At 70.8% G+C, this 22,379-nt stretch carries 20 protein-coding genes; 4 read left to right on the top strand and 16 right to left on the bottom strand.

Features of this window, described 5'->3' with window-relative positions; translation table 11 throughout:
* Positions 1-500: 500 nt before the first annotated feature.
* From AC6CCG_RS32040 to AC6CCG_RS31980, 13 genes are all read right to left on the bottom strand, one after another.
* Positions 501-1,145 carry a DUF6891 domain-containing protein gene (locus AC6CCG_RS32040; protein WP_496658912.1) on the bottom strand — a complete coding sequence of 215 codons (645 nt, stop codon included), beginning with the start codon at positions 1,143-1,145 and terminating at the stop codon, positions 501-503.
* A 52-nt stretch (positions 1,146-1,197) separates the two neighbouring features.
* Positions 1,198-2,469 carry an NAD(P)/FAD-dependent oxidoreductase gene (locus AC6CCG_RS32035; RefSeq protein ID WP_496658959.1) on the bottom strand — a complete coding sequence of 424 codons (1,272 nt, stop codon included), beginning with the start codon at positions 2,467-2,469 and terminating at the stop codon, positions 1,198-1,200.
* A 17-nt stretch (positions 2,470-2,486) separates the two neighbouring features.
* On the bottom strand, positions 2,487-3,515 hold the full coding sequence (locus AC6CCG_RS32030) for an alpha/beta hydrolase (protein WP_496658911.1): 1,029 nt from the start codon (positions 3,513-3,515) through the stop codon (positions 2,487-2,489).
* A 13-nt stretch (positions 3,516-3,528) separates the two neighbouring features.
* On the bottom strand, positions 3,529-3,963 hold the full coding sequence (locus AC6CCG_RS32025; RefSeq protein WP_496658910.1) for a DUF4870 domain-containing protein: 435 nt from the start codon (positions 3,961-3,963) through the stop codon (positions 3,529-3,531).
* 39 nt (positions 3,964-4,002) lie between these two features.
* Positions 4,003-4,215, bottom strand: coding sequence for a DUF3073 domain-containing protein (locus tag AC6CCG_RS32020; protein ID WP_496658909.1), 213 nt, complete (start codon positions 4,213-4,215; stop codon positions 4,003-4,005).
* A gap of 150 nt (positions 4,216-4,365) precedes the next feature.
* A complete protein-coding gene (gene purM, locus AC6CCG_RS32015) occupies positions 4,366-5,445 on the bottom strand; it encodes a phosphoribosylformylglycinamidine cyclo-ligase (RefSeq protein ID WP_496658908.1) in 1,080 nt (359 codons plus the stop codon).
* Between the two features lie 11 nt (positions 5,446-5,456).
* Positions 5,457-7,016 (bottom strand): amidophosphoribosyltransferase, encoded by a 1,560-nt coding sequence (purF, locus tag AC6CCG_RS32010; protein WP_496658907.1) that lies wholly within the window; start codon positions 7,014-7,016, stop codon positions 5,457-5,459.
* A gap of 4 nt (positions 7,017-7,020) precedes the next feature.
* On the bottom strand, positions 7,021-8,559 hold the full coding sequence (locus AC6CCG_RS32005) for an MFS transporter (RefSeq protein ID WP_496658906.1): 1,539 nt from the start codon (positions 8,557-8,559) through the stop codon (positions 7,021-7,023).
* Positions 8,560-9,069: 510 nt separating this feature from the next.
* A complete protein-coding gene (locus AC6CCG_RS32000) occupies positions 9,070-9,870 on the bottom strand; it encodes an LLM class flavin-dependent oxidoreductase (protein WP_496658905.1) in 801 nt (266 codons plus the stop codon).
* A gap of 52 nt (positions 9,871-9,922) precedes the next feature.
* Complete coding sequence (locus tag AC6CCG_RS31995; RefSeq protein WP_496658904.1) at positions 9,923-10,552, bottom strand: DUF1345 domain-containing protein; 630 nt, start codon at positions 10,550-10,552, stop codon at positions 9,923-9,925.
* Between the two features lie 116 nt (positions 10,553-10,668).
* Positions 10,669-12,234: a GMC family oxidoreductase gene (locus AC6CCG_RS31990; protein ID WP_496658903.1), complete on the bottom strand. Its 1,566-nt coding sequence runs from the start codon at positions 12,232-12,234 to the stop codon at positions 10,669-10,671.
* Positions 12,234-12,752, bottom strand: a complete 519-nt coding sequence (locus AC6CCG_RS31985; RefSeq protein WP_496658902.1) for a hypothetical protein — start codon at positions 12,750-12,752, stop codon at positions 12,234-12,236. The genes AC6CCG_RS31990 and AC6CCG_RS31985 overlap by 1 nt, the downstream gene beginning before the upstream one ends.
* Before the next feature lie 121 nt (positions 12,753-12,873).
* Complete coding sequence (locus tag AC6CCG_RS31980) at positions 12,874-13,659, bottom strand: IclR family transcriptional regulator (protein ID WP_496658901.1); 786 nt, start codon at positions 13,657-13,659, stop codon at positions 12,874-12,876.
* Positions 13,660-13,747: 88 nt separating this feature from the next.
* Between AC6CCG_RS31980 and AC6CCG_RS31975 the strand changes: the two genes are divergently transcribed.
* Entirely contained in the window at positions 13,748-14,068 is a 321-nt protein-coding gene (locus AC6CCG_RS31975; protein ID WP_496658900.1) for a putative quinol monooxygenase, read from the top strand.
* Here AC6CCG_RS31975 and AC6CCG_RS31970 read toward each other — a convergent pair.
* On the bottom strand, positions 14,055-15,323 hold the full coding sequence (locus tag AC6CCG_RS31970) for a CDP-glycerol glycerophosphotransferase family protein (RefSeq protein WP_496658899.1): 1,269 nt from the start codon (positions 15,321-15,323) through the stop codon (positions 14,055-14,057). The two genes, AC6CCG_RS31975 and AC6CCG_RS31970, sit on opposite strands and share 14 nt — an antisense overlap.
* Before the next feature lie 115 nt (positions 15,324-15,438).
* Here AC6CCG_RS31970 and AC6CCG_RS31965 point away from each other — a divergent pair, with 115 nt between their 5' ends.
* Positions 15,439-17,220 (top strand): CDP-glycerol glycerophosphotransferase family protein, encoded by a 1,782-nt coding sequence (locus AC6CCG_RS31965; RefSeq protein WP_496658898.1) that lies wholly within the window; start codon positions 15,439-15,441, stop codon positions 17,218-17,220.
* Here AC6CCG_RS31965 and AC6CCG_RS31960 read toward each other — a convergent pair.
* Both AC6CCG_RS31960 and AC6CCG_RS31955 read right to left on the bottom strand, forming a co-directional pair.
* Positions 17,135-17,824 (bottom strand): response regulator, encoded by a 690-nt coding sequence (locus AC6CCG_RS31960; protein WP_496658897.1) that lies wholly within the window; start codon positions 17,822-17,824, stop codon positions 17,135-17,137. The genes AC6CCG_RS31965 and AC6CCG_RS31960 overlap by 86 nt on opposite strands.
* Entirely contained in the window at positions 17,821-19,446 is a 1,626-nt protein-coding gene (locus AC6CCG_RS31955) for an ATP-binding protein (protein WP_496658896.1), read from the bottom strand. The genes AC6CCG_RS31960 and AC6CCG_RS31955 overlap by 4 nt, the downstream gene beginning before the upstream one ends.
* A gap of 140 nt (positions 19,447-19,586) precedes the next feature.
* Here AC6CCG_RS31955 and AC6CCG_RS31950 point away from each other — a divergent pair, with 140 nt between their 5' ends.
* Positions 19,587-20,966, top strand: a complete 1,380-nt coding sequence (locus AC6CCG_RS31950; protein WP_496658895.1) for a cation:dicarboxylate symporter family transporter — start codon at positions 19,587-19,589, stop codon at positions 20,964-20,966.
* 177 nt (positions 20,967-21,143) lie between these two features.
* Positions 21,144-22,358, top strand: coding sequence for an Nramp family divalent metal transporter (locus AC6CCG_RS31945; protein ID WP_496658894.1), 1,215 nt, complete (start codon positions 21,144-21,146; stop codon positions 22,356-22,358).
* Positions 22,359-22,379 lie beyond the last annotated feature (21 nt).

The raw sequence follows: 22,379 nt of genomic DNA, 5'->3' as shown, positions 1-22,379 counted from the left end.
GGCCGCCGCGCCACGCACGGCGGCACCCGGCTGGGTGATCGGCGCCGGCTATCTCGCGGTCACCGGCTGCCTGGTCCGGCTCGGCGCACAGCTGGTCGTCGGCCTGGAGGCCAACCCGTTCGCCGGCGGACCCAGCATGATCGTCTTCGAGGTCGGCTTCCTCCTCGCCGGACTGTTGCTGCCGCTGGCACTGGTCCACCGGTGGGGTCGGATCTGGCCGTTCTGGGTGCCCGGACTGGCCGGCCGACGGATCCCGCGGTGGCTGTTGATCATCCCCGGCGTCGGACTCGGGGGCGGGATGACCTCGTACTTCGGCCTGATGACCGCGCAGATGATCGCCGAACGGATCCAGGGCCGGAACCCGTTCCCGCCCGCGGGCGGCCTCGACCTGCCCGAGCCGTTCTTCTGGGTGTCGGTCCCGGCCTATCTGGTCTGGGGCGTCGGGCTGTTGATCGGCGCGATCAGCTACACCCGGCTGACCCGCCGCGGTCGACGCCCTCCTAGTGGAAGAGGCGGCTCAACAGTCCCGGCCGACGGGAGCCCGCCGGGTCGGTGCCCGGCAGCCGCTTCGTCCACTCCAGCGGCGAGATCTCGATCTTGCTCTGCTGGTCCCCGTTCCAGCTGGCCGGCAGATCCTCCGCGATCAGCCGGCTGAGCACCTTCGGCATCATCCGGGCGATGCCCGCGTCACAGGCGGCCGCGTCCGGCCCGACGGCGAAGTAGCCGAGTCGCAGCACCCGGGTGTCCAGCGCGGTCTCGAGGTCCTGCTCGGTGTAGTACACGCCGCCGAGGATGCCGCCCCGGGAGCCGCCCCGTTCCTTGCACTCGGCCGCCACCCGCTCCATCGCCGCGTCGCGGGTGTAGCCGGCGTTGTGCACGGCCACCACCTGGTCGGTCCGGTTCAGCCGGGCGAAGGCACGGTCGAGCCGCTCGAACGCCGTCGGCCCGGTCCAGTCCCGCTGCCGGCGCTCCGCCTCGGCCACCCGGCGGTCGATCTCGGCGCCGAGGGTGACCCGTTCCGCGTCGGTGACGTTGCCGTCCAGGTATTCGTCGAACAGCGCCGTCCTGATCTCGCTCGGGGTCAGGAATCCACCGTCGATCAGATGATCGAGAACCCGATCATCATCGTCGTCCAGCGGCGCCATGCGGGCAGCCTACCCGGCGACCGGTCACCTGAAATCAGGGAAATCCCGGGGCTCAGGAGCCCTCGATCGCCTTCTTCCGGGCGGGGGTGTCGAGCACGTCGCCGACGATCGCCCCGGACCGCTTGGGGCCGCCGTACCGGGAGATCAAATTGATCATGGTCTGGACCCGGTTCCGGTTGCCCAGCAGGGAAACGATGTGGACGGCGATCCAGACCAGCCAGGCGATCAGGCCACGGCCCTTGACGCCGATCGGCAGCTGCATCACCGCATCGGCCCGGCCGATCGTGGCCATCGTGCCCTTGTCCCGGTACGCGAACGGCTCCGGCAGCTCATGGCGGTGCAGCCGCGCGATCTGGCGGGCGGCGTGCTTGCCCTCCTGGATCGCCGGCTGGGCCAGCTGGGCCTGCGGGTCCCGCACGATCAGCGCGATGTCGCCGGCGGCGAAGATCCGCTCCTGGCCGATCACGCGGAGATCCGGCTCGACCTCGATCCGGCCGCCCTTGCCGAGCGGCAGCCCCCAGTCGGCCAGCCCCTTGTCGCCGGCCACCCCGGCCGCCCAGATCACCAGATCGACCGGCATCGAGGTGTCGTCGGCGAAGTCGACCCGGTCCGCGTGCACCCGGGTGATCGCCGTCTTCAGCCGTACGTCGACGCCGCGCTTGATCAACTCGCGCAGGGCGTACCGCCGCAGCGAGTCGTCGAACGGCGGCAGCACCGCGTCGCCCATCTCGACCAGCACCACGTGCACCATGGCCGGATCCAGCTCCGGATAGACGGACCGGACCGCGTTGTCGCGCAGCTCGGCGAGTGCCCCGGCCATCTCGACGCCGGTCGCGCCGCCGCCGACCACGACCACGGTGAACCGGCCCGGGCCGGTCGCGGGATCGGTGTGGCTGGCGATCGTCTCCAGACCGCCGAAGATCGTGTCCCGGACCCGGAGTGCCTCGGCACGGGTGTACATCGACATCGAGTAGTCGGCGGCACCCGGGATGCCGAAGTGGTTCGTGGTCACCCCGGTCGCGATGATCAGGTAGTCGTACGGGATCCGCAGGTCGTCCGCGCAGAGCAAGGCCCGATGATCATGATCGATCCCGGTCACGGTGGTGCGCCGGAACCGTACCCCGCGACGGCGGGCCGCGAAGAAGCGCAGCGAGTAGGTGACGTCGCCCGGGTTCAGCCCACCGGTGGCCACCTGGTAGAGCAACGGCTGGAACGTGTTGTACGGGTGGTGGTCGACGAGGGTCACCCGGAATCCCGACTTCGCCAGCTCGGCGGTCGCCGATATCCCTGCGAATCCTGCCCCCAGCACCACGACATGAGGCATCTCGGTCACGTTCATAGTCAACCAGTCCGGGTCGGGCCGGATTCCTGGGCCACCCTGTGGCGTCGGTCTCGCGGCGTGGCGGTGGCCGGCCCGTACGCCTGCAGCCAGTGGCCGAGCTCGTCCAGCACCGTGGTCCGGACCGGCTCGGCGGACAGCAGCAGGTCGTGGATCCCGCCGTCGAACCGCAGCACCGTCACCTGCCGGCCGAGCTTCGGCGCCCGGGCGACGATCTGGTCGACGTCGAGCACGATGTCGGCCTCCAGGAACGTCTCCTTCCAGCGCAGCCCGAAGTCGCTCCGCCCGGCCGCCATCACCAGCACCGGCTGCCGCAGCGAGAGCCCGGCCGCGATCCGCTGGTGACCGCGGAGGACCGCGCGCAGCCAGCCGACCCGGACCGGCGGCGACGGCGACTGCTTCCAGGCCTGGTCGTAGTCCCATTCGCCGCCGAGGCCGCGGTGCAGCGTCCGGGCGTAGTAGCCGCGGTCGGGCAGCGGCAGCGTCGCGGTGGGCCGCCGGCCGCCGATCGCGTCGATCACCGGCGAGCCGAGCGCCCGGACCACCCAGGAGCCCTGCAGGTCCAGCCAGGGCGAGTTCAGCACCAGCGCGGACAGCCGCTTGGGGTGCCGGTCGGCCCACAGGCTCGCCACCAGCCCGCCGGTCGAGTGCCCCATCAGCACCAGGTGGTCGTGCTCGGCCAGCACCTCGGCGCTGGCGGCGTCCAGCTCGGCGTCGTAGTGGTCGAGATCGGAGACGAAGCCGGCCAGCTGGCCGGGTCGCAGGCTGCGGCCGTACCGCCGCAGCTCGACGGCGTAGAAGTCGTAGCCGAGGGCGATCAGCGCCTCGGCCAGGTGGGTCTGGAAGAAGTAGTCGTTCCAGCCGTGGACATAGAGCACGGCGACCCGGGTCCGCGGGCCGGGTCGCAGCCGGCGCACGAGAGTGCCGACCAGCTCTGTGTCCGGGTCCTCGCCGATCGCCAACTCGGCGTCCGGCAGCTCGAGGTCCCGTCGCTGGTAGCCGGCCAGGACGTCCTGACGCCAGCCCGTCATGGCCGGCGTCCCATCACCGCACGATCCGCAGATTCACCGGATAACGGTACTGCTCACCGCGCTGCGCGGCCATCGTCGCCAGGATGCACGCGATCACCGCCGCCAACCCGACCAGCGGCACCAGCACCACGCCGAGCAGGATCACGACCAGCAGCGCACAGACGACCTGGGTGATCGTGTACAGGATCGAGAAGTTCAACGCCTCCACCACCGACTCGCGCAACCACGCGCTGCGGTGGGCGAAACCGAACCACACCATCGTCGGACCGACGAACCCGAAGAACGGGATCGAGAGGTGCGCAACCGTCGCCCACAACCGTTCGTCACCCGGAGAGAGTGACGGCGTCGGCGCCGCCACGAACGGGTCGGTGCCGGGTTGGCCGGGTCCGTGCGGACCTTGGCGGTACGGGTCAGGGCCGCCCGGGCCGGGCCGAGGGTCGTGACTCATGGGCTCAACGTAGACCGGGCGAACCGGTCGTCCGGGGGATCATCCGGACTTGCGGAGATCCCCGTAGCCGTCCGAATTGGAGTCGGAGTCCTGGTCGTACTCTGAAGCCAGGTCCTCGTAGCCCGGAGGTACGTGCCCCCCAGGATCGCTACGAAGCTCTTGCTCGAGCGAAGAAATATCCATATCCACCGGACGATATTTCAGCTCGCGGGCTACCTTCGTCTGCTTCGCCTTCGCACGGCCGCGCCCCATATCGGGTCGACCCCCTCGCATGTGTCTGCCGGCGGACTAAGCCGCGGGCTCAAGTCGGTCATGTCGTGACAGACAGGCTACCCAATGGTCGGGACACCGCCAACCTGAGGGCGGTTGTCCCGCGCGCCGGAATCGGAGTCCGGACACCGCTTACTTCCGCGGGTGATTCCCGGTCAGTGAGACACGTTCTCCGGTGCTGGCCGGGTCGGCGGCCACGGCTTCCCCGCAAACCCAGGCCTGGACGCCCCGATCGGCGAGTACGGCGAGCGAAGCGTCGGCCGCCTCGGCGGGAACGACGGCGATCATGCCGACCCCGAGATTGAGCGTCGCCTCGAGATCCGGCACCGAAATGTCGCCGATCTCACGGATGAGATCGAAGACCGGCTGCGGCATCCAGCTGGACCGGTCGACGGTGACCCGGACCTGGTCCGGGATCACCCGGGCCAGGTTGGCCGCCAGGCCGCCGCCGGTCACGTGGGCGAAGGTGTGCACCTCGACCGCGTCCAGCAGGGCCAGGCAGTCGAGGGCGTACACCTTGGTCGGGGTCAGCAGTTCCTCGCCCAGGGTCCGGCCGAGCTCCGGCACGTCGCGGTCCAGCGCCCAGCCGGCGTCGGTGAGCAGCACCTTGCGGGCCAGCGAGTAGCCGTTGGAGTGCAGGCCGGAGGACGCCATCGCGATCACCGCGTCGCCCGCGCGGACCCGGTCCGGGCCGAGGATCTCGGCCCGCTCGACGACGCCGGTGGAGGCGCCCGCGACGTCGTAGGCGTCCGGCTCGAGCAGACCCGGATGTTCGGCGATCTCGCCGCCGACCAGGGCACAGCCGGCCGCGACACAGGCCTCGGCGATGCCCTTGACGATCGCCTCGATCCGTTCCGGGACGACCTTGCCGCAGGCGATGTAGTCGGTCATGAACAGCGGTTCGGCGCCGCACGCGACGAGGTCGTCGACCACCATGCCGACCAGGTCGAAGCCGATCGTGTGGTGCACGTCCATCGCCTGCGCGATCGCCACCTTGGTGCCGACGCCGTCGGTCGAGGTGGCCAGCACCGGGTGGTCGTACCGCTTCAGGGCGGAGGCGTCGAACAGCCCGGCGAACCCGCCCAGGCCGCCGATCACCTCGGACCGAGCCGTCTTGCCGACCCATTCCTTGATCAGGTCGATCGACTTGTCGGCGGCGTCGATGTCCACGCCTGCGGCGGCGTAGGCCGACTGCTTCTCTTCGGTGCTCATGGGCGCCCCGTTCATGGTCGAGACAGGGCGTCGGCGGCGCCGAGGCCGGCGGTCAAGGTGGGGACACCGTCGAGGTCGGTCCGGCGCTCGGTGTCGAGGACCTGCTTGCCGAGGCGCTCGGCCAGCGGCAGCTCGACCGGGTAGACGCCGTCGAAACAGGCCCGGCAGAGATCGTCCTTCGGCACCGTGGTGGCCTCGATCAGACCGTCCAGGCTGACGTAGCCGAGCGAGTCGGCGCCGATCGACCGGCAGATCTCGTCGGTGCTGAGGCCGTTGGCGATCAGTTCGGCGCGGGTGGCGAAGTCGATGCCGTAGAAGCACGGCCATTTCACGGGCGGTGACGAGATCCGTACGTGCACCTCGGCGGCGCCCGCTTCGCGGAGCATCCGGACCAGCGCGCGCTGGGTGTTGCCGCGGACGATCGTGTCGTCGACGACCACCAGCCGCTTGCCCTCGATCACGTCGCGGAGCGGGTTCAGCTTGAGCCGGATGCCGAGCTGGCGGATGGTCTGGCTCGGCTGGATGAAGGTCCGGCCGACGTAGGAGTTCTTGACCAGGCCGACGCCGTACGCGATGCCGGACTGCTCCGCGTACCCGATCGCGGCGGGGGTGCCGGACTCGGGCACCGGGATGACCAGGTCGGCGGTGGCCGGATGCTGCCGGGCCAGGATCCGGCCGATCTCGACCCGGGTCGAGTGCACCCGGCGGCCGGAGATCGTCGTGTCCGGCCGGGCCAGGTAGATGTGCTCGAACAGGCAGCCCTTCGGCTCGGCCGGGGCGAAGCGCCGGGACCGCAGGCCGCCGGCGTCGATGGTGATCAACTCGCCCGGCTCGACCTCGCGGATGAACGAGGCGCCGACGATGTCCAGCGCCGCGGTCTCGCTGGCGACCACCCAGCCGGACTCGAGCCGGCCCAGCACCAGCGGGTGGATGCCCTGCGGGTCGCGGGCCGCGTAGAGGGCTTCCTCGTCCATGAAGACCAGGCAGTACGCGCCGCGCAGCCGGGGCAGCACCTCGGCCGCGGCGTCCTCGGTGTTGAGATCGGGGTAGGTGGCGATCAGGGCCGTCACCAGCGAGGTGTCGTTGACCGCCTCACCGCTCAGCGCGCCCGGCACCAGCGAGCCGCCGGAGCGGTCCCGCTCGGCCAGCCAGTCGGCCAGCTCGACGGTGTTGGTCAGGTTGCCGTTGTGGCCCAGCGCGATGCCGCCGGTGGCGGTCGGCCGGAACGTCGGCTGGGCGTTGGCCCAGACACTGGCACCGGTCGTGGAGTAGCGGGTGTGCCCGACCGCGACGTGGCCGCGGAGCGACTCCAGCGAGCGCTCGTCGAACACCTGCGAGACCAGCCCCATGTCCTTGAAGACCATGATCTGGGACCCGTTGCTGACCGCGATGCCGGCCGACTCCTGGCCGCGGTGCTGCAGCGCGTAGAGGCCGAAATAGCTCAGCTTGGCGACTTCCTCGCCGGGCGCCCAGACACCGAACACACCACAGGCATCGCGCGGTGCGTCGGCGGCGTTGGGGGTGTTTGAGGAGTCGCAGGAGTGGGCCGGTCGATGATCAGCACGTACCACCGCTTCATCGTAGCGTGACCTGCTGTTCTGGCCGCATTTCCGCGTCCGTCCCGGCCGGTTGCGGGCTTTCGGGGGTACGGGCGAGCCGGCGCCAGCCGGCCACGGCGACGGCGGCCAGGACGACCGCGCCCAGCACGGCGACCACGACCAGGCCCTGGGTGAACGCCTGCCGGGCCGAGGCGGCCAGCAGTTCACCCTGGCCGGGCGGGAGTTCGGCGGCTACGGCGAGCGCCCTGGAGATGCCCTCGGCGGCACCGGGGTCGGCCTGGTGGCCGAGGGCGGTCCGGTAGACCAGCGTGCCGACGCTGCCGAGCAGCGCGATGCCGAGCCCGATGCCCAGCTCGTTGCCGGTCTCCGAGATCGCGGACGCGGCACCGGCCTGGTCGGGCGGCGCCGAGCCGACCACCAGGTCGGTGGCCAGCGCGGTGGCGCCGCCGATCCCGCCGCACGCGATCGTGAACCCGAGGACCGGGATCAGCGGGCCACCGGTCGCCGAGGTCAGGGCCAGGACGGCGAAGCCGATCATGGTGATCACGATCCCGGCGAAGATCAACACACCGCGGCGCACCCAGCGCAGCAACACCGGCGCCGCCAGACTGGAGATGATCATGACGACCATCTGCGGCAGCAGCCAGAGCCCGGCCTGAATCGGGATCAGCTGGGCCACCGTCTGCAGGTAGAGCGACACCAGCAGGAACGTGCCGCCCATCAGTGAGGCAGACACCACCATGATCACGATCACGGTACGGAAGGTGGGCTCGGCGAACAGCCGGAGCTGGAGCAGCGGGTCGTCCAGCCGGCGTTGACGCCGAACGAAGATCACCGCGCAGACGACGCCGACCGCCGCCGGCAGCAGGCTCAGCCAGAGCGGGGCTCCGCGGGCGAACTCCTTGACGCCGAAGACGAACGGGAGGATCGCGGCCAGCGACAGCGCCACGCTGGGCAGGTCGAGCCGGCCCGCCTTCGGTGCCCGGAACTCCGGCAGCAAGAACGGGCCGGCGATCAGCAGGATGATCATCACCGGTACCGCGATCAGGAACACCGAGCCCCACCAGAAGTGCTCCAGCAGCAACCCGCCGACCAGCGGCCCGACCGCGTTGCCGCCCATGAAGCAGCACATCCAGGCCCCGATCGCGATCGCCCGCTGCCGCTCGTCGGTGAAGAGGTTGCTGATCAACGCCAACGTCGACGGCGCGACCGTCGCGCCCGCGATGCCGAGCAGCGCCCTGGCCGCGATCAGGACCTCGATCGTCGGAGCGAACGCGGCGATCACGGACGCGATCCCGAAGATCACGGCACCGATCAGGAGCAGTTTGCGGCGACCGATGCGGTCACCGAGGTTGCCCATGGTGATCAGCAGGCCGGCCACCACGAAGCCGTACACGTCGGTCACCCACAACTGCTCCGTCTGCCCGGCCCCGAGATCCGCGCTCAGCCGGGGCAACGCCAGGTAGAGCACGCTCATGTCGAGCGACAGCAGGACGGTCGGCAGACCGAGCACCACCAGCCCCAACCAGCTCTTCAACGATCCCTTGCTTCCCATGAGCAGCACCGTAGACCATTCTGATTGCATTATGCAAGCAGTCTTGATCTGGAGATCTGGCGCAGTCGGTGGGGGCGAGGGCCGGAGGGGTGAGTGCCGTGGACCGAGTGCCATGGACCGAGTGCCGTAGGCCCGGGTCGGGGGCCCGGCTGGGCCGGTGCAGCCAGGCCTGCACGAATGCGGATGCCCGGGATGTCTCGATCAGCGTGCGTCGCGGCGCGGGCCGAGATCGGCGCCGATCCAAGTGACACAAATCTGACCCACGACGATAGAGAAAACGGTTTCCGAGGCGCCGGGACACCCGCAAGAGCCAGATTTGTGTCACATGCATCCAGCAGTCGGGTTCTGGCCCTTGCCGGCCCAGAACGGGCTGCCGTACGACGCGCCGCCGCGGCTGCGACACGCCGCAATCCAACGGAAGGGGCATGGTGGCTGCTCCGCGGGCCTCCCGCGAGATGCTCCCCTGCTCCCGCTTGACAGGATCGACAGGCTCAGGGCACGTACAGAGGATCAGGCGGGTGGGCCGGACTGGATTCGAGTGAGGAGGTGGTCGGGAGTGACTTCGGAGCCGTCCTCCAGCCACCAGGTGACGCCGGCCGTCTCGTACTCGGCGGCGCGGGCCGCGTCGGGCGCCCAGGTCGGGTTGGGCGACCAGATGACGACGTCGGCACCGGCAGTCCCTCCAGAACGTTCGAAGTCGGCTCGGATGGTCGCCAATTCGTCCGGGGTCGGGAGGCGGAAGTCGTCCGCCTCGTCGCGGATCTGCGGGAACAGACCGTCCGCGCCCCGGGCGCCTCGGACCGGGGCGCGCCGGGGCCAGAAGCCGCTGGTCCAGAGCGGTACGTCGGCGGGCGGGAAGCGGACGGCCGAGACCTGGAAATGATCACCGGCGTGGTCGACGGTCTCGCCGGCCAGCAGCCGCCGCAGCACCGGTACGCCCTCGTCGAGGCGGGCGGCCAGTTCGGAGCGCTTGGCGGACTCCCCCCAGCGGCTGTAGTCCCAGCCGACGCCGGTGCCGAGCCCGAGGATCAGCCGGCCGCCGGACAGGGACTGCAGGGTGCTCGCCTGCAGGGCCAGGGTGCCGAGCCGGCGACGCGGCAGTGGGGTGACCATCGGGCCGATCATGATCGACTCGGTGGCCTGGGCGATCGCGGCCAGGGTCACCCACGGGTCCGCGAAGGGCGGTTCGTAGGCGTCCGGCGTGATCAGGTCCCACATGAAGAAGCCGTCCCAGCCGGCCTGCTCCGCCGCGACCGCAAGATCACGAAGGGCGGCCGGGTCACCGTACGGTCCGTAGGAAGGTACATACACTCCGTAGCGCATGATCGACACAGCGCCGCCGAGCGGCCGGATTATTCCGGCGTCAGCCGCCGGTGATCACGCCGACGGCGATGCCGAGGGTCGCAGTGTTGTACAGGAAGGACAGCACGGCGTGGGCCAGCAGCTGGGCCCGGATCTGGGTCGTCCGCGTCTCGACGTCGGAGACCGCGAAGGACACCCCGACGGTGAAGGCGAAGTAGGCGAACTCGACCAGCGTCGGTTCCGGCTGGTCGGGGAAGTTCAGGATCCGCTGCGGCAGCGCGTCGTGATAGAGGTGCGCGTACCGCTCGGCGTACCCGAAATGGAGGATCGCCCAGGACATGATCACGGCCGGCACCGCGAACAGCTTCGACGCGTCGGCCGGCAGGTCGCCGAGCATCGCCTCGCCGAACCGGTCGGCGACCACGATCGACAGGCCGGCGCCGATTCCGGTCAGGCTGATCAACAACGTGAACAGGTAGCCGAGCCGGCGCGGCATCAGTGCGTCCCGCCAGTCCGGATCCCGGCCGAGCCGCACCCGCCGGAGCCGCCGGCCCCGGATCAGCAGATAGCCGATCGCCGCCAGGGTCCAGGACAGCAGCACCAGGAAGTCGTCGCTGATCACCAGGGCCAGGCTCAGCGCGATCAGGGTGAGGTCGAGCACCCGAGCCGGCAGGTACTTGAGCTTTCCCATGCCTCCCCTTCCGCAGCCGCTGCGCTGACGCTAGCAGCGTGGGCGGCCCGGCCCCCGTAGACCGACGGGGGACGGTACGGGAGCCGGGCCTGTGGCGGGTTGGTGGGGGGCCTTGGTCAGAGACGACCCGCCTTCATCTCGGTGACCAAGTAATCGGCCTGACGGATCGCCAGCGCGACGATCGTCAGGGTCGGGTTGGCGGCGGCCCCGGTGGTCATCACCGACCCGTCGCTGATGAAGAGGTTCGGCACCGTGTGCGCCCGGCCCCAACGATCCACCACACCGTCCTCGGCGCGCTCCGACATCCGGCAGGTGCCGAGGTTGTGCGTCGACGGGTACGGCGGCGTGTGGTGCACGCTGAGCGCACCGACTGCACCGTAGATCGCGTCGGCCGCCGCGTAGGCGTGCTCGCGCATCGCCACGTCGTTCGGATGATCATCGAAGTGGACGTTCGCGACCGGGATCCCGTGTTGATCGTGAACGTCCGGGTTGAGCGTGATCCGGTTGGTGGGCTGCGGCAGGTCCTCGCCGACGATCCACAGCCCCGCCGTACGGACGTAGGCCTCCAGCTTCTCGGTGAACGGCCGGCCCCACTCGCCGGGCTCGATGAAGCTGGCCAGGAAGGCCGGCCCGAGCGACAGGGTCTCCAGGTAGTAGCCGCCGGCGAAGCCGCGGCCGGGATCATGTTTGGCCTCGTCGGCGATCACGCCGGCCATCGTCTCGCCGCGATACATCCGGACCGGCCGGTCGAAGATCGCGTACGCCGAGCCGGTGGTGTGCCGCAGGTAGTTCCGGCCGACCTGGCCGGACGCGTTGGCCAGCCCGTCCGGATGCAGCGAGCTCGCACTGAGCAGCAGCAGCCGCGGCGTCTCGATCGAATTCCCTGCCACACAGACGATCCGGGCCGCCTGCCGGTGCAGCCGGCCGGCCGCGTCGACGTACTCCACCGCGTCGACCTTGCCGGCCGCATCGTGGCTGATCTTGGTCGCCTGGCACTCCGGGCGTAGGTCGAGCTTGCCGGTCGCGAGCGCACGCGGGATCTCCCGGACCAGGGTCGACCACTTCGAGGTGTTCTTGTCGCCCTGGAAGTTGAACCCGTCCTGGATCGACGCGGGGCGGCCGTCGTACGGCTCGGCGTTCGTCGCGTACGGCCCCGTCGCGTAGAACCTGTAGCCGACCCGCTCGGCCCCTCCTGCGAAGACGATGTAGTTGTTGTTGGCCGGCAGCGGCGGCCGGCCGTGGCGATGGGTCGACCCCATCGCGATCTCCGCCCGGTCGTACCAGGGCGCCAGCTCCTCGAGGCTGATCGGCCAGTCCAGCAGGGCGGCACCGTCGATGTCACCGTACGTGCTCCGGGCGCGGAACTCGTGCGCCATGAACCGAGGCGTCGCACCGGACCAGTGGGTGGTCGAACCGCCGACCGCCTTGACGATCCAGGCGGGCAGATTCGGGAAGTCCTGCGCGATCCGCCAGGAACCGCTGGTGGTCCGCGGGTCCAGCCAGGCCATCTGCTGGAACGCCCGCCACTCGTCGTTCTCGTAGTCGTCGTTGGTCAGGTGCGGTCCGGCCTCCAGCAGGACACAGGGCACGCCCGCCCCGGTGAGTTCGTACGCCAGCGTGCCGCCCCCGGCACCGGACCCGATGATCACGACCGCCGGCTCGGCGGCGTCGATGGCGGCCATCAGTGATCACCGCCGACCAGCTCGACCCGCTGCTCCGCCGTGTACTCCTCGACGCGCGGCCGGGGCAGCCAGTCAAGATCATCGAAGCCGCGGTCCAGGTAGCCGCCCTTGTCGAACGACGGGCCCTCGTAGCCGAGCAGCTCCCAGACTTCATGATCATCGTAGAGCGCGACGATCACCGTCCCGTGCACCAGGCCGAAGAAGTCTGAGTCGGCGATCCGTTCCACCACGGCGGTTGCCTCCTCGTCGCCGAGCGCGGTGAAGGATCCGCCGGCATCGGCGTCGAGTTGATCAAGGCCCTCGGCCAGCGGCCCGCCGGCCTCCTGGACCGCCTCCGCGGCCCGCCGGTACGGCCCGTCCGGGAAGTCCGGGTGCGGATAGGCGACCCGGATCAGCCGGACCAAGGTGTCACGTTGCGCCTCGGTCAGCGACCCGGGTTCATGATCAGGTTCGGACGTGGTGTCCTGTCGCAGTCCGACCGGCTCGAGTTGATCTTCGTCCGAGGATGAGTCCGGCATCAGTGCCCCCTTGTCCCGCGCCGCAGCGGGATAGCAGGACGCTAACCCCGCCGAACGCCCTTGACCACAACGATTCTCACTCGCTGAGGTACGGCCCTCCGACAGGCTCAGGGCCCAGCGGTCAGGTTTCGGAACCGCGCAGACAGGCACCGACGCGCGACGCGACCTGTCGCAGCCGGGCCGCCAGTCGCTGCTCGACCCCGGCCAGCCGTTCCGGCTGCGCGGACACCGCGACCGCTCCGAGCAGGGCCGAGTCGCCGCCCCGGACCGGCACGGCCGCGCACGCCCAACCCGGCAGGAACTCCTCGTGCTCCCAGGAGATCCCGCGCCGCGCGACCTCGTCCAGTTCGGCGTCCAGCGTGACCCGCTCGGTGATCGTGTTCGCGGTCAGGGCTCGCAGCGGATGTCTGGCCAGGAACAGATCCCGGCCGGGCTGGTCCAGGTCGGCCAGCAGGATCTTGCCGAACGCGGTGCTGTGCGGCACCTCATGGAAGCCGAACCGCAGCGGCTTCAGCCGTGGGCAGTCCGGCGAGTCGACGACGTGCACCAGGACCAGCTCGCCGCCGCGGTAGAGCGCCAGATAGGAGGCGAACCCGGTCGACTCGTGCAGCGCGGCGATCTCCCGGGCGACCGGCCGGGACAGCCCGAGCTGGCGGTGCAGGGCCAGGCCGAGCCGGTGCAGCTTGTAGCCGAGCTCGTACCGGCCCTCGCTGCGGATGTGCACCAGGTAGTCGCTGTCCACCAGGTCCTTGGTCAGCCGGTAGACGGTCGGCAACGGGAGTCCGAGGGCAGTGGCGACCTCGCGCGCGCCCGCTCCTCCCCGCTCGGCGACGAGTTCGAGGATCGCGAGGGTGCGCTCCACCGGACCGGATCGGCCTTGATCAGGCGACCGCGCCTGCTCAACCATGGGTCCATCGTGCCCTACCGGGCCCGGCCGCGTGGGCGATTCGGTGCCATGATGGCGGCAACCCGTACCCCTGAGAGCGGAGGCGCCGATGCACTTCATCGTGGTCAAGTTCACCACCAAGCCGGACTGGTCGGAGCGCTGGATGGACCTCGTCGCCGGCTTCACCGCGGCGACCCGCGCGGAGCCCGGCAATCTCTGGTTCGACTGGTCCCGCAGCGTCGAGAACCCCGCCGAGTTCGTCCTGGTGGAGGCGTTCACCGACGACGGCGCCGGGCCGCACGTCAACAGTGATCACTTCAAGCAGGCGATGCAGGACATGCCGCAGGCGCTGGCCTCGACGCCCAAGATCATCAGCCGCTCGGTCGACGGCGACGACTGGGACGCCATGGGGGAACTCACCGTCGAGTGACGCGACGGCCCCGGGTGAGGTCGCGCACGTAGTCCGCCACCGCCTCGGCCGACTCGGAGCCGTGGAACGGTCCGAGGTAGTGGCTCCGGTGTGCGGCCCGCGACTCGGCCAGCGGATCGGCGCCGAGCAGGTCGTCCAGCACCCGGTCCAGTTCGGCCAGGTCGCGGTCGATGACGTAGGCGGAGCGGCTGATCGGGTACGCGTCCCGGAACGCGTCGGGGTCCGGCTCGGACATCGCGGTCATCGCGTACGGGCGGCCGGCGGCGAGGAAGTCGGTCACCACGGCCGACACGTCGGAGATCAGCGCGTCGGCGGCGTTGATGCACTCGGCCAGGGAGCGGTCCAGTTCGGCCGCCGCACCCCAGAGGTGTTTTCGGCCGCTCTGCTCACGGTCCTCGGCGAGCATCATGTGCGCCTCGGCGATCGTCGTCCGGTCGCCGGCGTGGCGGCCGCTGAACGGGTGGCTCCGGAAGATCACGGTCAGTTCGCGGTCCAGCAGGGCCTCGATCAGCCGCGGCGCCAAGGGCAGCGAGGTGTGGTCGTCACTCGCGTCGACACCGCGCCAGGTCGGGGCGTAGAGGACGGTCGTCGGTTGGCCGGCCGGCCGCGGGCCGTCGGTGACGTCGCCGACCTGGGGCCGGCCCAGCACGTCGAATCGATCCCGCGGGATCTCGATGCCGTGCGCCGCGTACCGCTCGATGCCGGCCTCCCCGCTGGTGACGATCCGGTCGTACTCGGCGTGCCGCTGGTTGACGTTGCCGGGCTTGTCGGAGTCGCCGTGGTTGAGCCAGACATGCGTCAGCCGGTCGAGTTCCAGGAAGGTACGGTTCCGCTTGCTGTTCTGGACGTAGAACGCGGCCCGGACGCTCTTCGGCAGCACCAGGTCGAGGTCCTCCGGCGTCGGGTCGGCGACCAGCAGCAGCGGCGCCCGGGTGATCTGGCGGATCAGGTCGGCGGCGCCGGCGTCACTGGTCAGGATGAGGTACGGCTCGCCGGAGGCGGCCAGATACGGCTCCCACATCTGGCACTGGTAGCGGGCCCCGCCGTGTCCCGCGTACGGCATCGCGAACGTCGGCCGCAGCGTGCGCAGGGCCCGCGCCAGCCGGGCCCGGTCGGCCCGCCCGGCCCGCGGATCCGCCGAGGTGGCCGCCGGTGCTCCGGGCAGATTCCAGGTCGTGATCACCGGCAGCGGTTCGCCGCTCGCCGCGCCGTCGCCCCGCCGCCGCGGCAGCAGCCGGTCGATCGCCGCTCGCACGTCACGCTCCATCTGCCCCGCCGTCCCCTGGAAAGTGCTTGCCTCCTCGCCGAGGTTCCACCGTACTGGGCGCGGATGCCGACCGCGCCGGGGTGCGACGGACTACGCTGACCCGATGATCGCTCTCCGGGCGCGACTCGGGAAGCTCCGTCGCCTCCCCACCGACCCCTTCCGGCAGGGCCTGATCAATGTCGGCGCGATCGCGGCCGTCTGCCTGCTGCTGGCCGGCGGTGGGCCCGTGCCGGTGATCATCGGCATCGGCTGCGGCCTGATCAGCCTGGTCCTGTTGGTCCGGCGGCTACGCCGTCCGCTGCGCCGGCCCGCGGGCGCCCGCGCCGAGGTCGCGACGGCCGGGGCACGGGCGCTGCTGGCCCTGGCGGTCGCCGCCGGCGGCGTGCTGCGCCGCCCCGACGACGCCGGCTGGTGGTACCTCGCCGCCGGTATCGCGATGCTCGTGGTGCTCACCGAGGCTTCGGTCCGGACCCTGCTGACGGTCCGCGGGCAGCGGACCGTGCACCTGCCGGGAGCTCCGACGATCCCCGAGCCGCGGCTGCCGTCCGGGATCCAGGTGCAGGCCTGGCTGGCGGTGCTCCTGATCGGCGTGGTCCTCGCGGCGGTCGGTGCGCCCGGCTGGCTCTGGGTGGTGGTCGCGCTGCTCGCCGTACCGCTGCAGGCCGTGGTCGCCTACGACGCGCTCCGGGCCCGGCTGGCCGAGCGCCGGGCCGTCGACGGCGTGCCGGCCGCGCTGGCCCGCTACCGGCCCGAGTTCGCCGTCTACTACGCGGCCAGCTCGGGGGTGAACTACCAGTTGGGCATGTGGCTGCCGTACCTGGAGCGGCTGGGCCGGCCGTACTTCGTGATCACCCGCGAGACGTCGACGATCCCCGCGATCGCCGAGCTCACCGACGCGCCGATCCTGGTCCCGGACCCGGCCGACGTCTCGCGCAGCCTGGACCGGATGGTGGTGCCGACCCTGCGGGCCGCGTTCTACGTCCAGGGCAGCCCGGCCAACCAGACCTTCCAGCGGTTCCGCAACCTCACCCACATCTGGCTGAACCACGGCGAGTCCGACAAGCCGGCCAACTTCCATCCTCGGCACGCCAGCTACGACAAGCTGTTCGTCGCCGGCCGGCTCGCGATCGACCGGTACGCCGACCACGGGATCACCGTGCCGGAGCAGAAGTTCGTCCTGGTCGGCCGGCCCCAGATCGAGCGGATCGCGGTGGCCGACGAGATACGCCCGGCGGACCCGCGGACCGTGCTCTACGCGCCGACCTGGCGCGGCGGCCGGGAGAGCACGAACTACTGCTCGCTGGCCTGGGGCGTCGACCTGGTCCGCGCATTGCTGGACCGCGGGGCGGTCGTGATCTTCCGGCCGCACCCGCTGAGCCACCGGGACCCGACCGACGCCGGCCGGATCGCCGAGATCCACCTGATCCTGGCCGATGATCGGGAACGGACCGGCCGGCCGCACCGGTGGGGCGCGGCCGCCGAGGTGGACGCCGCGGTGGCCGACTGCTGCAACGCCGCGGACGCGTTGATCACCGACGTCTCCTCGGTCGCGTCCGACTTCCTGGCTTCCGGCAAGCCGTTCGCCATGATCTCCACGAAGCTCGCCGCCGACGCGTTCCGAGCTGAGTTCAAGGTCGCCGGCGCCGGCTACGTGATCGGGCCGGAACTGGCCGGGCTGGACCAGGTCCTTGATCAACTTCTTGGGGCCGACGAACTGCGGCCGGACCGGCTGGCCTTCCGTACCTACTGTCTGGGTGATCGGCTCGGGCCGGACGCTGCGGAGCCGTTCCGGGAGGCGGTCATCGCGATTCTGGACCGGACCACCGATACTCCACCTCCGGCCGCCCCGGACCACCGTAGCGAGAGTCCCGCTCGGCCAGCCTAGCCACGGCCAGGTGCTCGAGATAGCGCCGTGCGGTGACGCGCGAGACGCCCACCGCCGCCGCCACTTCGGTCGCCGACGCGGGCCTCTGCCGGAGCAGCCTCGTGACCCGGTCCAGAGTCTCCGGGCTGAGGCCCTTGGGCAGTTCCTCGTGGCCGGGCGGCGGCCGGAGCAGCCCGATCATCGCGTCGAGGCCGGACTGGTTCACCACCTCCGGGCCCGCGGCCAACTGCTCCCGGTAGGCGGCATAGGACTCGAGCTTGGCCCGGAAGCCGGCGAACGTGAACGGTTTCAGCAGGTACGAAACCACGCCCTGGGCCACCGCCTGCCGGATCAGCGCGACCTCCCGGGCCGACGTCACGGCGATCACGTCGCAGGCACGGCCGGTGCCGCGGACCAGCCGGAGCAGCTCCAGGCCGTGGGTGTCCGGCAGGTTCATGTCCAGCAGGATCAGATCGACCGCCGGGTCGGCGTTCAGCGCCCGGACCGCCTCGGCGGCCGAGTGGGCCACCCCGGCCACCCCGAACCCGGCCAGCCGGCGCAGGTACTCCGCCGCCGCCTCGGCCGCGATCGGCTCGTCCTCGACGACCAACACCCGGTACGTCATCGCCCGCCTCCGTCCCCTGAGCGCGTCGAAGGGTCCGGAGCGGCCGGCGCGACCATGATCACGAACTCGGCGCCGCCCAGGTCGCTCCGGCCGACGCCGAGCCGGCCGGACAGCCGGCGCACGGTCTGCACCACGAGGGCCAGGCCGATGCCGCGACCGTGAGCGCCGGCCGGCTTGCTGGACCAGCCGCGGTCGAACGCATGCAGCCGGGCGGTGGCGCTGAGCCCCGGGCCGCTGTCCCCCACCACGATCCGCAGCGACTCGCCGCGCAGCGTGATCTCGATCCTGACCTGGCGGAGCCCGTCCGGGCGCGCCGCCGCGGCGTCGACCGCGTTGTCGATCAGGTTGCCGATCATGGTGATCAGGTCGCGGGACTGGAAGCGGTGATCACCGACGACGTCCGCCGCCTCGATGATCAACTCGACGCCACGCTCGCCGGCCTGTTCGGCCTTGCCGAGCAGCAGGGCCGCGACCACCGGGTCGTCCACCTGGCCGACCACCCGGTCGGTCAGCCGCTGGGCCAGTTCCAGTTCGGCGGTGGCGAAGGCGATCGCCTCGTCGGACCGGCCCATCTCGATCAACGACACCACGGTGTGCAGCCGGTTCGCCGCCTCGTGGCTCTGCGCCCGCAGCGAATCGGCCATCCCGCGCACCGCGTCCAGTTCGGTCGCGATCGCCTGCAGCTCCGTGTGATCACGGACCGTGACGACGAAGCCGAGGCTCCGGCCCTCGACACTCGTCGGCCGGCGGTTCAGCACCAGCAGCCGGTCGCCGACCAGTTGCACCTCGTCGCGGACCTGATCGTCGCCGGTCAGCGACTCGGTCAGCGTCTCGGGCAGGCCCAGCTCGCCGAGCGGGCGGCCGGTCATGTCGCCGGACAGCCCGAACAGCCGGAGCGCCTCGTCGTTGGCCAGCCGGACCCGGCCGGTCCCGTCGAGCAGGATCAGGCCCTCCCGGATCGAGTGCAGCACGGCGTCGTAGTACTCGTACATCCGGCTCAGCTCGGCCGGCCCGAGCCCGTGCGTCTGGCGGCGCAGCCTGCGGCCGATCGCGGCCGCGCCGATCACGCCGATCAGCAGCGCGATGCCGATCGCACCGGCCAGCGCGGGCAGGCTGCGCAGCACCGCGGCGTCGATCCGCGTGATGGTGATCCCGACCGAGACCAGCGCGACCACCCGGCCGCCGTCGGTCACCGGGACGACCGCCCGCATCGACGGCCCGAGCGTGCCGGCGTATTCCTCGACGTGGCTGCGACCCTGCCGGGCCGGCTCGATCGTGCCGATGAACCGCTGACCGATGTTGGCCGGATTCGGATGCGTGTAACGGATCCCGTCCGGGCTCATGATCACGACGAAGTCGGTCTCGGTGTCCAGGCGGACCCGTTCCGCGTACGGCTGCAAGGTGGCCGGCGGGTCGGCCGAGTCCAGCGCCCGGACGATCTCCGGCGAGTCGGCGACGCTGCGGGCGATCGCGAGCGCACGGTCACCGGCCGACTGCTCGGCGTCCAGCCGGGCGTCGGCGTACCCGAAGCCGGCCGCCAGCCCGATCACCACCAGCGCCGCCGCGAGCTGCAGCACCATGATCTGGCCGGCGACGGTCGGACCTCGTGACCTCGTTGCCACCAGCTCTCCCTCCGACCCGAACGGACCAACCCCCATCCCTCTCCAGCGAACTCTATGTACGAAAGCCCTGCCGGGACATGACCCTGCCGCACCGTAAGAGCACCGTCCGGATCCAGAACAGCGTCGTCCGAGGAGTCACCATGTCATCCACCGGCACCGAAATCGCAGCCCCGCCGCCCCTGCCGGGCCGCAAACGGAAGCGCGACAAGACCCACTTCCTCTATCTCGCGGTGATCGTCGCCGTGCTGCTGGGCATCATGGTCGGCCTGGTCGCCCCGGACGTCGGCAAGGCGATGAAGCCGCTCGGCACCGGCTTCGTCGATCTGATCCGGATGATGATCACGCCGGTGATCTTCTGCACCCTGGTGCTCGGCATCGGTTCGGTCCGCAGCGCGGCCCAGGTCGGCCGGGTCGGCAGCATCGCCTTGGTCTACTTCATCGGGATGTCCACGGTCGCGCTGGCGATCGGACTGCTGGTCGGCAACGTGCTGCACCCCGGCGAAGGACTGCGGCTGTCCGACGAACTCGCCGAGCAGGGCCAGAAACAGGCCGCCGGCGGCGAGGAGACCACCGTCGACTTCATCCTCAACATCATCCCGGACACCCTCTTCTCGGCCCTCACCACCGAGACGGTGCTGCAGACGCTGCTGGTCGCCCTGCTCGTCGGCTTCGCCCTGCAGGCCATGGGCAAGACGGGCGAGCCGATCCTGCGCGGTATCGGCCACCTGCAGAAGCTGGTCTTCCGGGTGCTGGCGATGATCATGTGGGTGGCCCCGGTGGGAGCGTTCGGTGCCATCGCGGCGGTGGTCGGCGCGACCGGGGTGGACGCCCTGCGCAGCATGGCGGTGATCATGGTCGGCTTCTACGCGACCTGCATCGTCTTCGTCTTCGGCGTGCTCGGCCTGCTGCTGAAGATCTTCACCGGGCTCAACATCTTCCGGGTGCTGCGCTATCTGGCCCGCGAGTTCCTGCTGATCGTCTCCACCTCGTCGTCGGAGTCGGCGCTGCCCCGGCTGATCGCGAAGATGGAGCACCTCGGCGTGTCCCGGTCCACCGTCGGCGTGGTGGTGCCGACCGGCTACTCGTTCAACCTCGACGGTACGGCGATCTACCTGACCATGGCCTCGCTCTTCATCGCCTCGGCGATGGGCGACCCGCTCCAGTTGCCGGAGCAGATCTCGCTGTTGATCTTCATGATGATCGCCTCCAAGGGCGCGGCCGGGGTCACCGGAGCAGGCCTGGCCACCCTGGCCGGCGGCCTCAACTCGCACCGGCCGGACCTGGTCGACGGCGTCGGCCTGATCGTCGGCATCGACCGGTTCATGTCGGAGGCGCGGGCCCTGACCAACTTCGCCGGCAACTCGGTGGCCACCCTGCTGGTCGGCACCTGGACCAGGACGATCGACCGGGACCAGGTGAACCGGGTGCTCTCCGGCCAGGACCCGTTCGACGAGACGACCATGGTCGATGATGATCATGAACCGGCCCCGGACCGGGCCAAGGAGCCGGTGAACGCCTGACCACGTGGCTGGTGCCGAGAACGTTCCCTGAGCCTGTCGAAGGGCAAGGCCGGTCGGCCTGGCACTTCGACAGGCTCAGTGCGCGTGGAGACCGACCAGCAATGATCGCAATCGGTTGCATTCGGCCGCGGTGCACGACAAGCTTGTCCGCAAACCTGTAGCGGACAAGGACTCTCCATGAGCACAGCGCCTGCCCCCGCCCGCACCGGACTGCGCGGCCGGCTCGGCCCGGCGTTCATCACCGCCGCCCTGGTCTTCGGACCCGGCAGCATCACCACGGCGAGTTCGATGGGCGCCGGGTTCTCGTACCAGCTGGTCTGGGTGCCGGTGATCGCCACGCTGCTGATGCTCTGCTTCGTCGACCTCGCGGTCCGGATCGGGCTCAGCACCGACACCGGCCCGGTGGCCACGATCGAACGCCGGCTCGGCCGGGTGATCGCGGCCGGCGTCGGGATCGGCGGCTTCCTGGTGACCGCGTCCTTCCAGGCCGGCAACTCGGCCGGCACCGGGGCCGCCGGCTCGGTGCTGTTCGGCGGCGGCACCGCGATCTTCGCGGCGGTGTTCACACTGGTCGGGATCGGCTTCCTCTGGCTGCCGTCCTTCTACAAATACCTCGAACGCACCATGGTCGTGATCATCCTGGCCATGCTGTTGATCTTCGTGATCACGGCCGTGGTGTCCCGGCCCGACCCGCTGGCCGTGCTCGGCGGCCTGGTGCCGTCGCTGCCGACCGGGTCCTCGGCCCTGGTGGTCGGGGCGACCGCCACCACGTTCTCGGTCGTCGGTGCCCTCTACCAGATCCAGCTGGTCCGGGAGAAGGGCTGGGGTCCGGGCGACTATCGCACCGCCCGGCGGGACGCCGTCGTCGGCAGCCTCATCCTCGGCGCGCTCTCGCTGGTGATCATGGTCGCCGCGGCCGCCGTCCTGCACCCGGCCGGGGTCAAGGTGACCGCCCCGACCGACATGGCGACGATCCTGACCCCGACGGTCGGCCGGTGGGCCACCGTCCTGTTCGCCCTGGGCCTGTGGGCCGCCGCCTTCTCGTCACTGGTCGGCAACAGCACGATCGGCGGCGGCCTGCTCGCGGGCACGTTCAAGCTCGACCGCGGCGGGCTGCAGTCGGTGCCGGTCAAGGTGTGCATCACCGCGGTGATGGTCCTCGGCGGCGTGGTCGCGATCGCGTTCGGCCGGGTGCCGCTGCAGTTGATCATCACGGCCCAGGCCGTCACGATCCTGGTCGCCCCGCTGATCGGGATCGTCATGCTCGTCCTGGCCCGGCACCGGGATCGCGGCGCGCTGCGGATCGGGGTCCCGCAACTCGTGCTGGCGCTGGTCGGGCTCGCCTTCCTGTTCCTGCTCGCCGCGAACTACGTCCGCGGCCTCCTGGCCTGAGCCCGGCCCGGCCCTGCGCCG

The sequence above is a fragment of the Microlunatus sp. YIM B11417 genome (assembly GCF_059617205.1).
Note: the sequence above shows the minus strand (reverse complement) of the source record. Positions and strands in the feature narration are given on the sequence as shown.

Bases quoted from the DNA above. Each gene is read 5' to 3' on its own strand.
- AC6CCG_RS31990 (WP_496658903.1), bottom strand. From the start codon at position 12,234: ATGGCCGCCATCGACGCCGCCGAGCCGGCGGTCGTGATCATCGGGTCC.
- AC6CCG_RS32020 (WP_496658909.1), bottom strand. From the start codon at position 4,215: ATGGGGCGCGGCCGTGCGAAGGCGAAGCAGACGAAGGTAGCCCGCGAG.
- AC6CCG_RS31980 (WP_496658901.1), bottom strand. From the start codon at position 13,659: ATGGTTGAGCAGGCGCGGTCGCCTGATCAAGGCCGATCCGGTCCGGTG.
- AC6CCG_RS32025 (WP_496658910.1), bottom strand. From the start codon at position 3,963: ATGAGTCACGACCCTCGGCCCGGCCCGGGCGGCCCTGACCCGTACCGC.
- AC6CCG_RS32035 (WP_496658959.1), bottom strand. From the start codon at position 2,469: ATGCCTCATGTCGTGGTGCTGGGGGCAGGATTCGCAGGGATATCGGCG.
- AC6CCG_RS31950 (WP_496658895.1), top strand. From the start codon at position 19,587: ATGTCATCCACCGGCACCGAAATCGCAGCCCCGCCGCCCCTGCCGGGC.
- AC6CCG_RS31975 (WP_496658900.1), top strand. From the start codon at position 13,748: ATGCACTTCATCGTGGTCAAGTTCACCACCAAGCCGGACTGGTCGGAG.
- AC6CCG_RS32030 (WP_496658911.1), bottom strand. From the start codon at position 3,515: ATGACGGGCTGGCGTCAGGACGTCCTGGCCGGCTACCAGCGACGGGAC.
- AC6CCG_RS31985 (WP_496658902.1), bottom strand. From the start codon at position 12,752: ATGCCGGACTCATCCTCGGACGAAGATCAACTCGAGCCGGTCGGACTG.
- AC6CCG_RS32005 (WP_496658906.1), bottom strand. From the start codon at position 8,559: ATGGGAAGCAAGGGATCGTTGAAGAGCTGGTTGGGGCTGGTGGTGCTC.
- AC6CCG_RS31945 (WP_496658894.1), top strand. From the start codon at position 21,144: ATGAGCACAGCGCCTGCCCCCGCCCGCACCGGACTGCGCGGCCGGCTC.
- purM (WP_496658908.1), bottom strand. From the start codon at position 5,445: ATGAGCACCGAAGAGAAGCAGTCGGCCTACGCCGCCGCAGGCGTGGAC.
- AC6CCG_RS32040 (WP_496658912.1), bottom strand. From the start codon at position 1,145: ATGGCGCCGCTGGACGACGATGATGATCGGGTTCTCGATCATCTGATC.
- AC6CCG_RS31965 (WP_496658898.1), top strand. From the start codon at position 15,439: ATGATCGCTCTCCGGGCGCGACTCGGGAAGCTCCGTCGCCTCCCCACC.
- AC6CCG_RS31960 (WP_496658897.1), bottom strand. From the start codon at position 17,824: ATGACGTACCGGGTGTTGGTCGTCGAGGACGAGCCGATCGCGGCCGAG.
- AC6CCG_RS31995 (WP_496658904.1), bottom strand. From the start codon at position 10,552: ATGGGAAAGCTCAAGTACCTGCCGGCTCGGGTGCTCGACCTCACCCTG.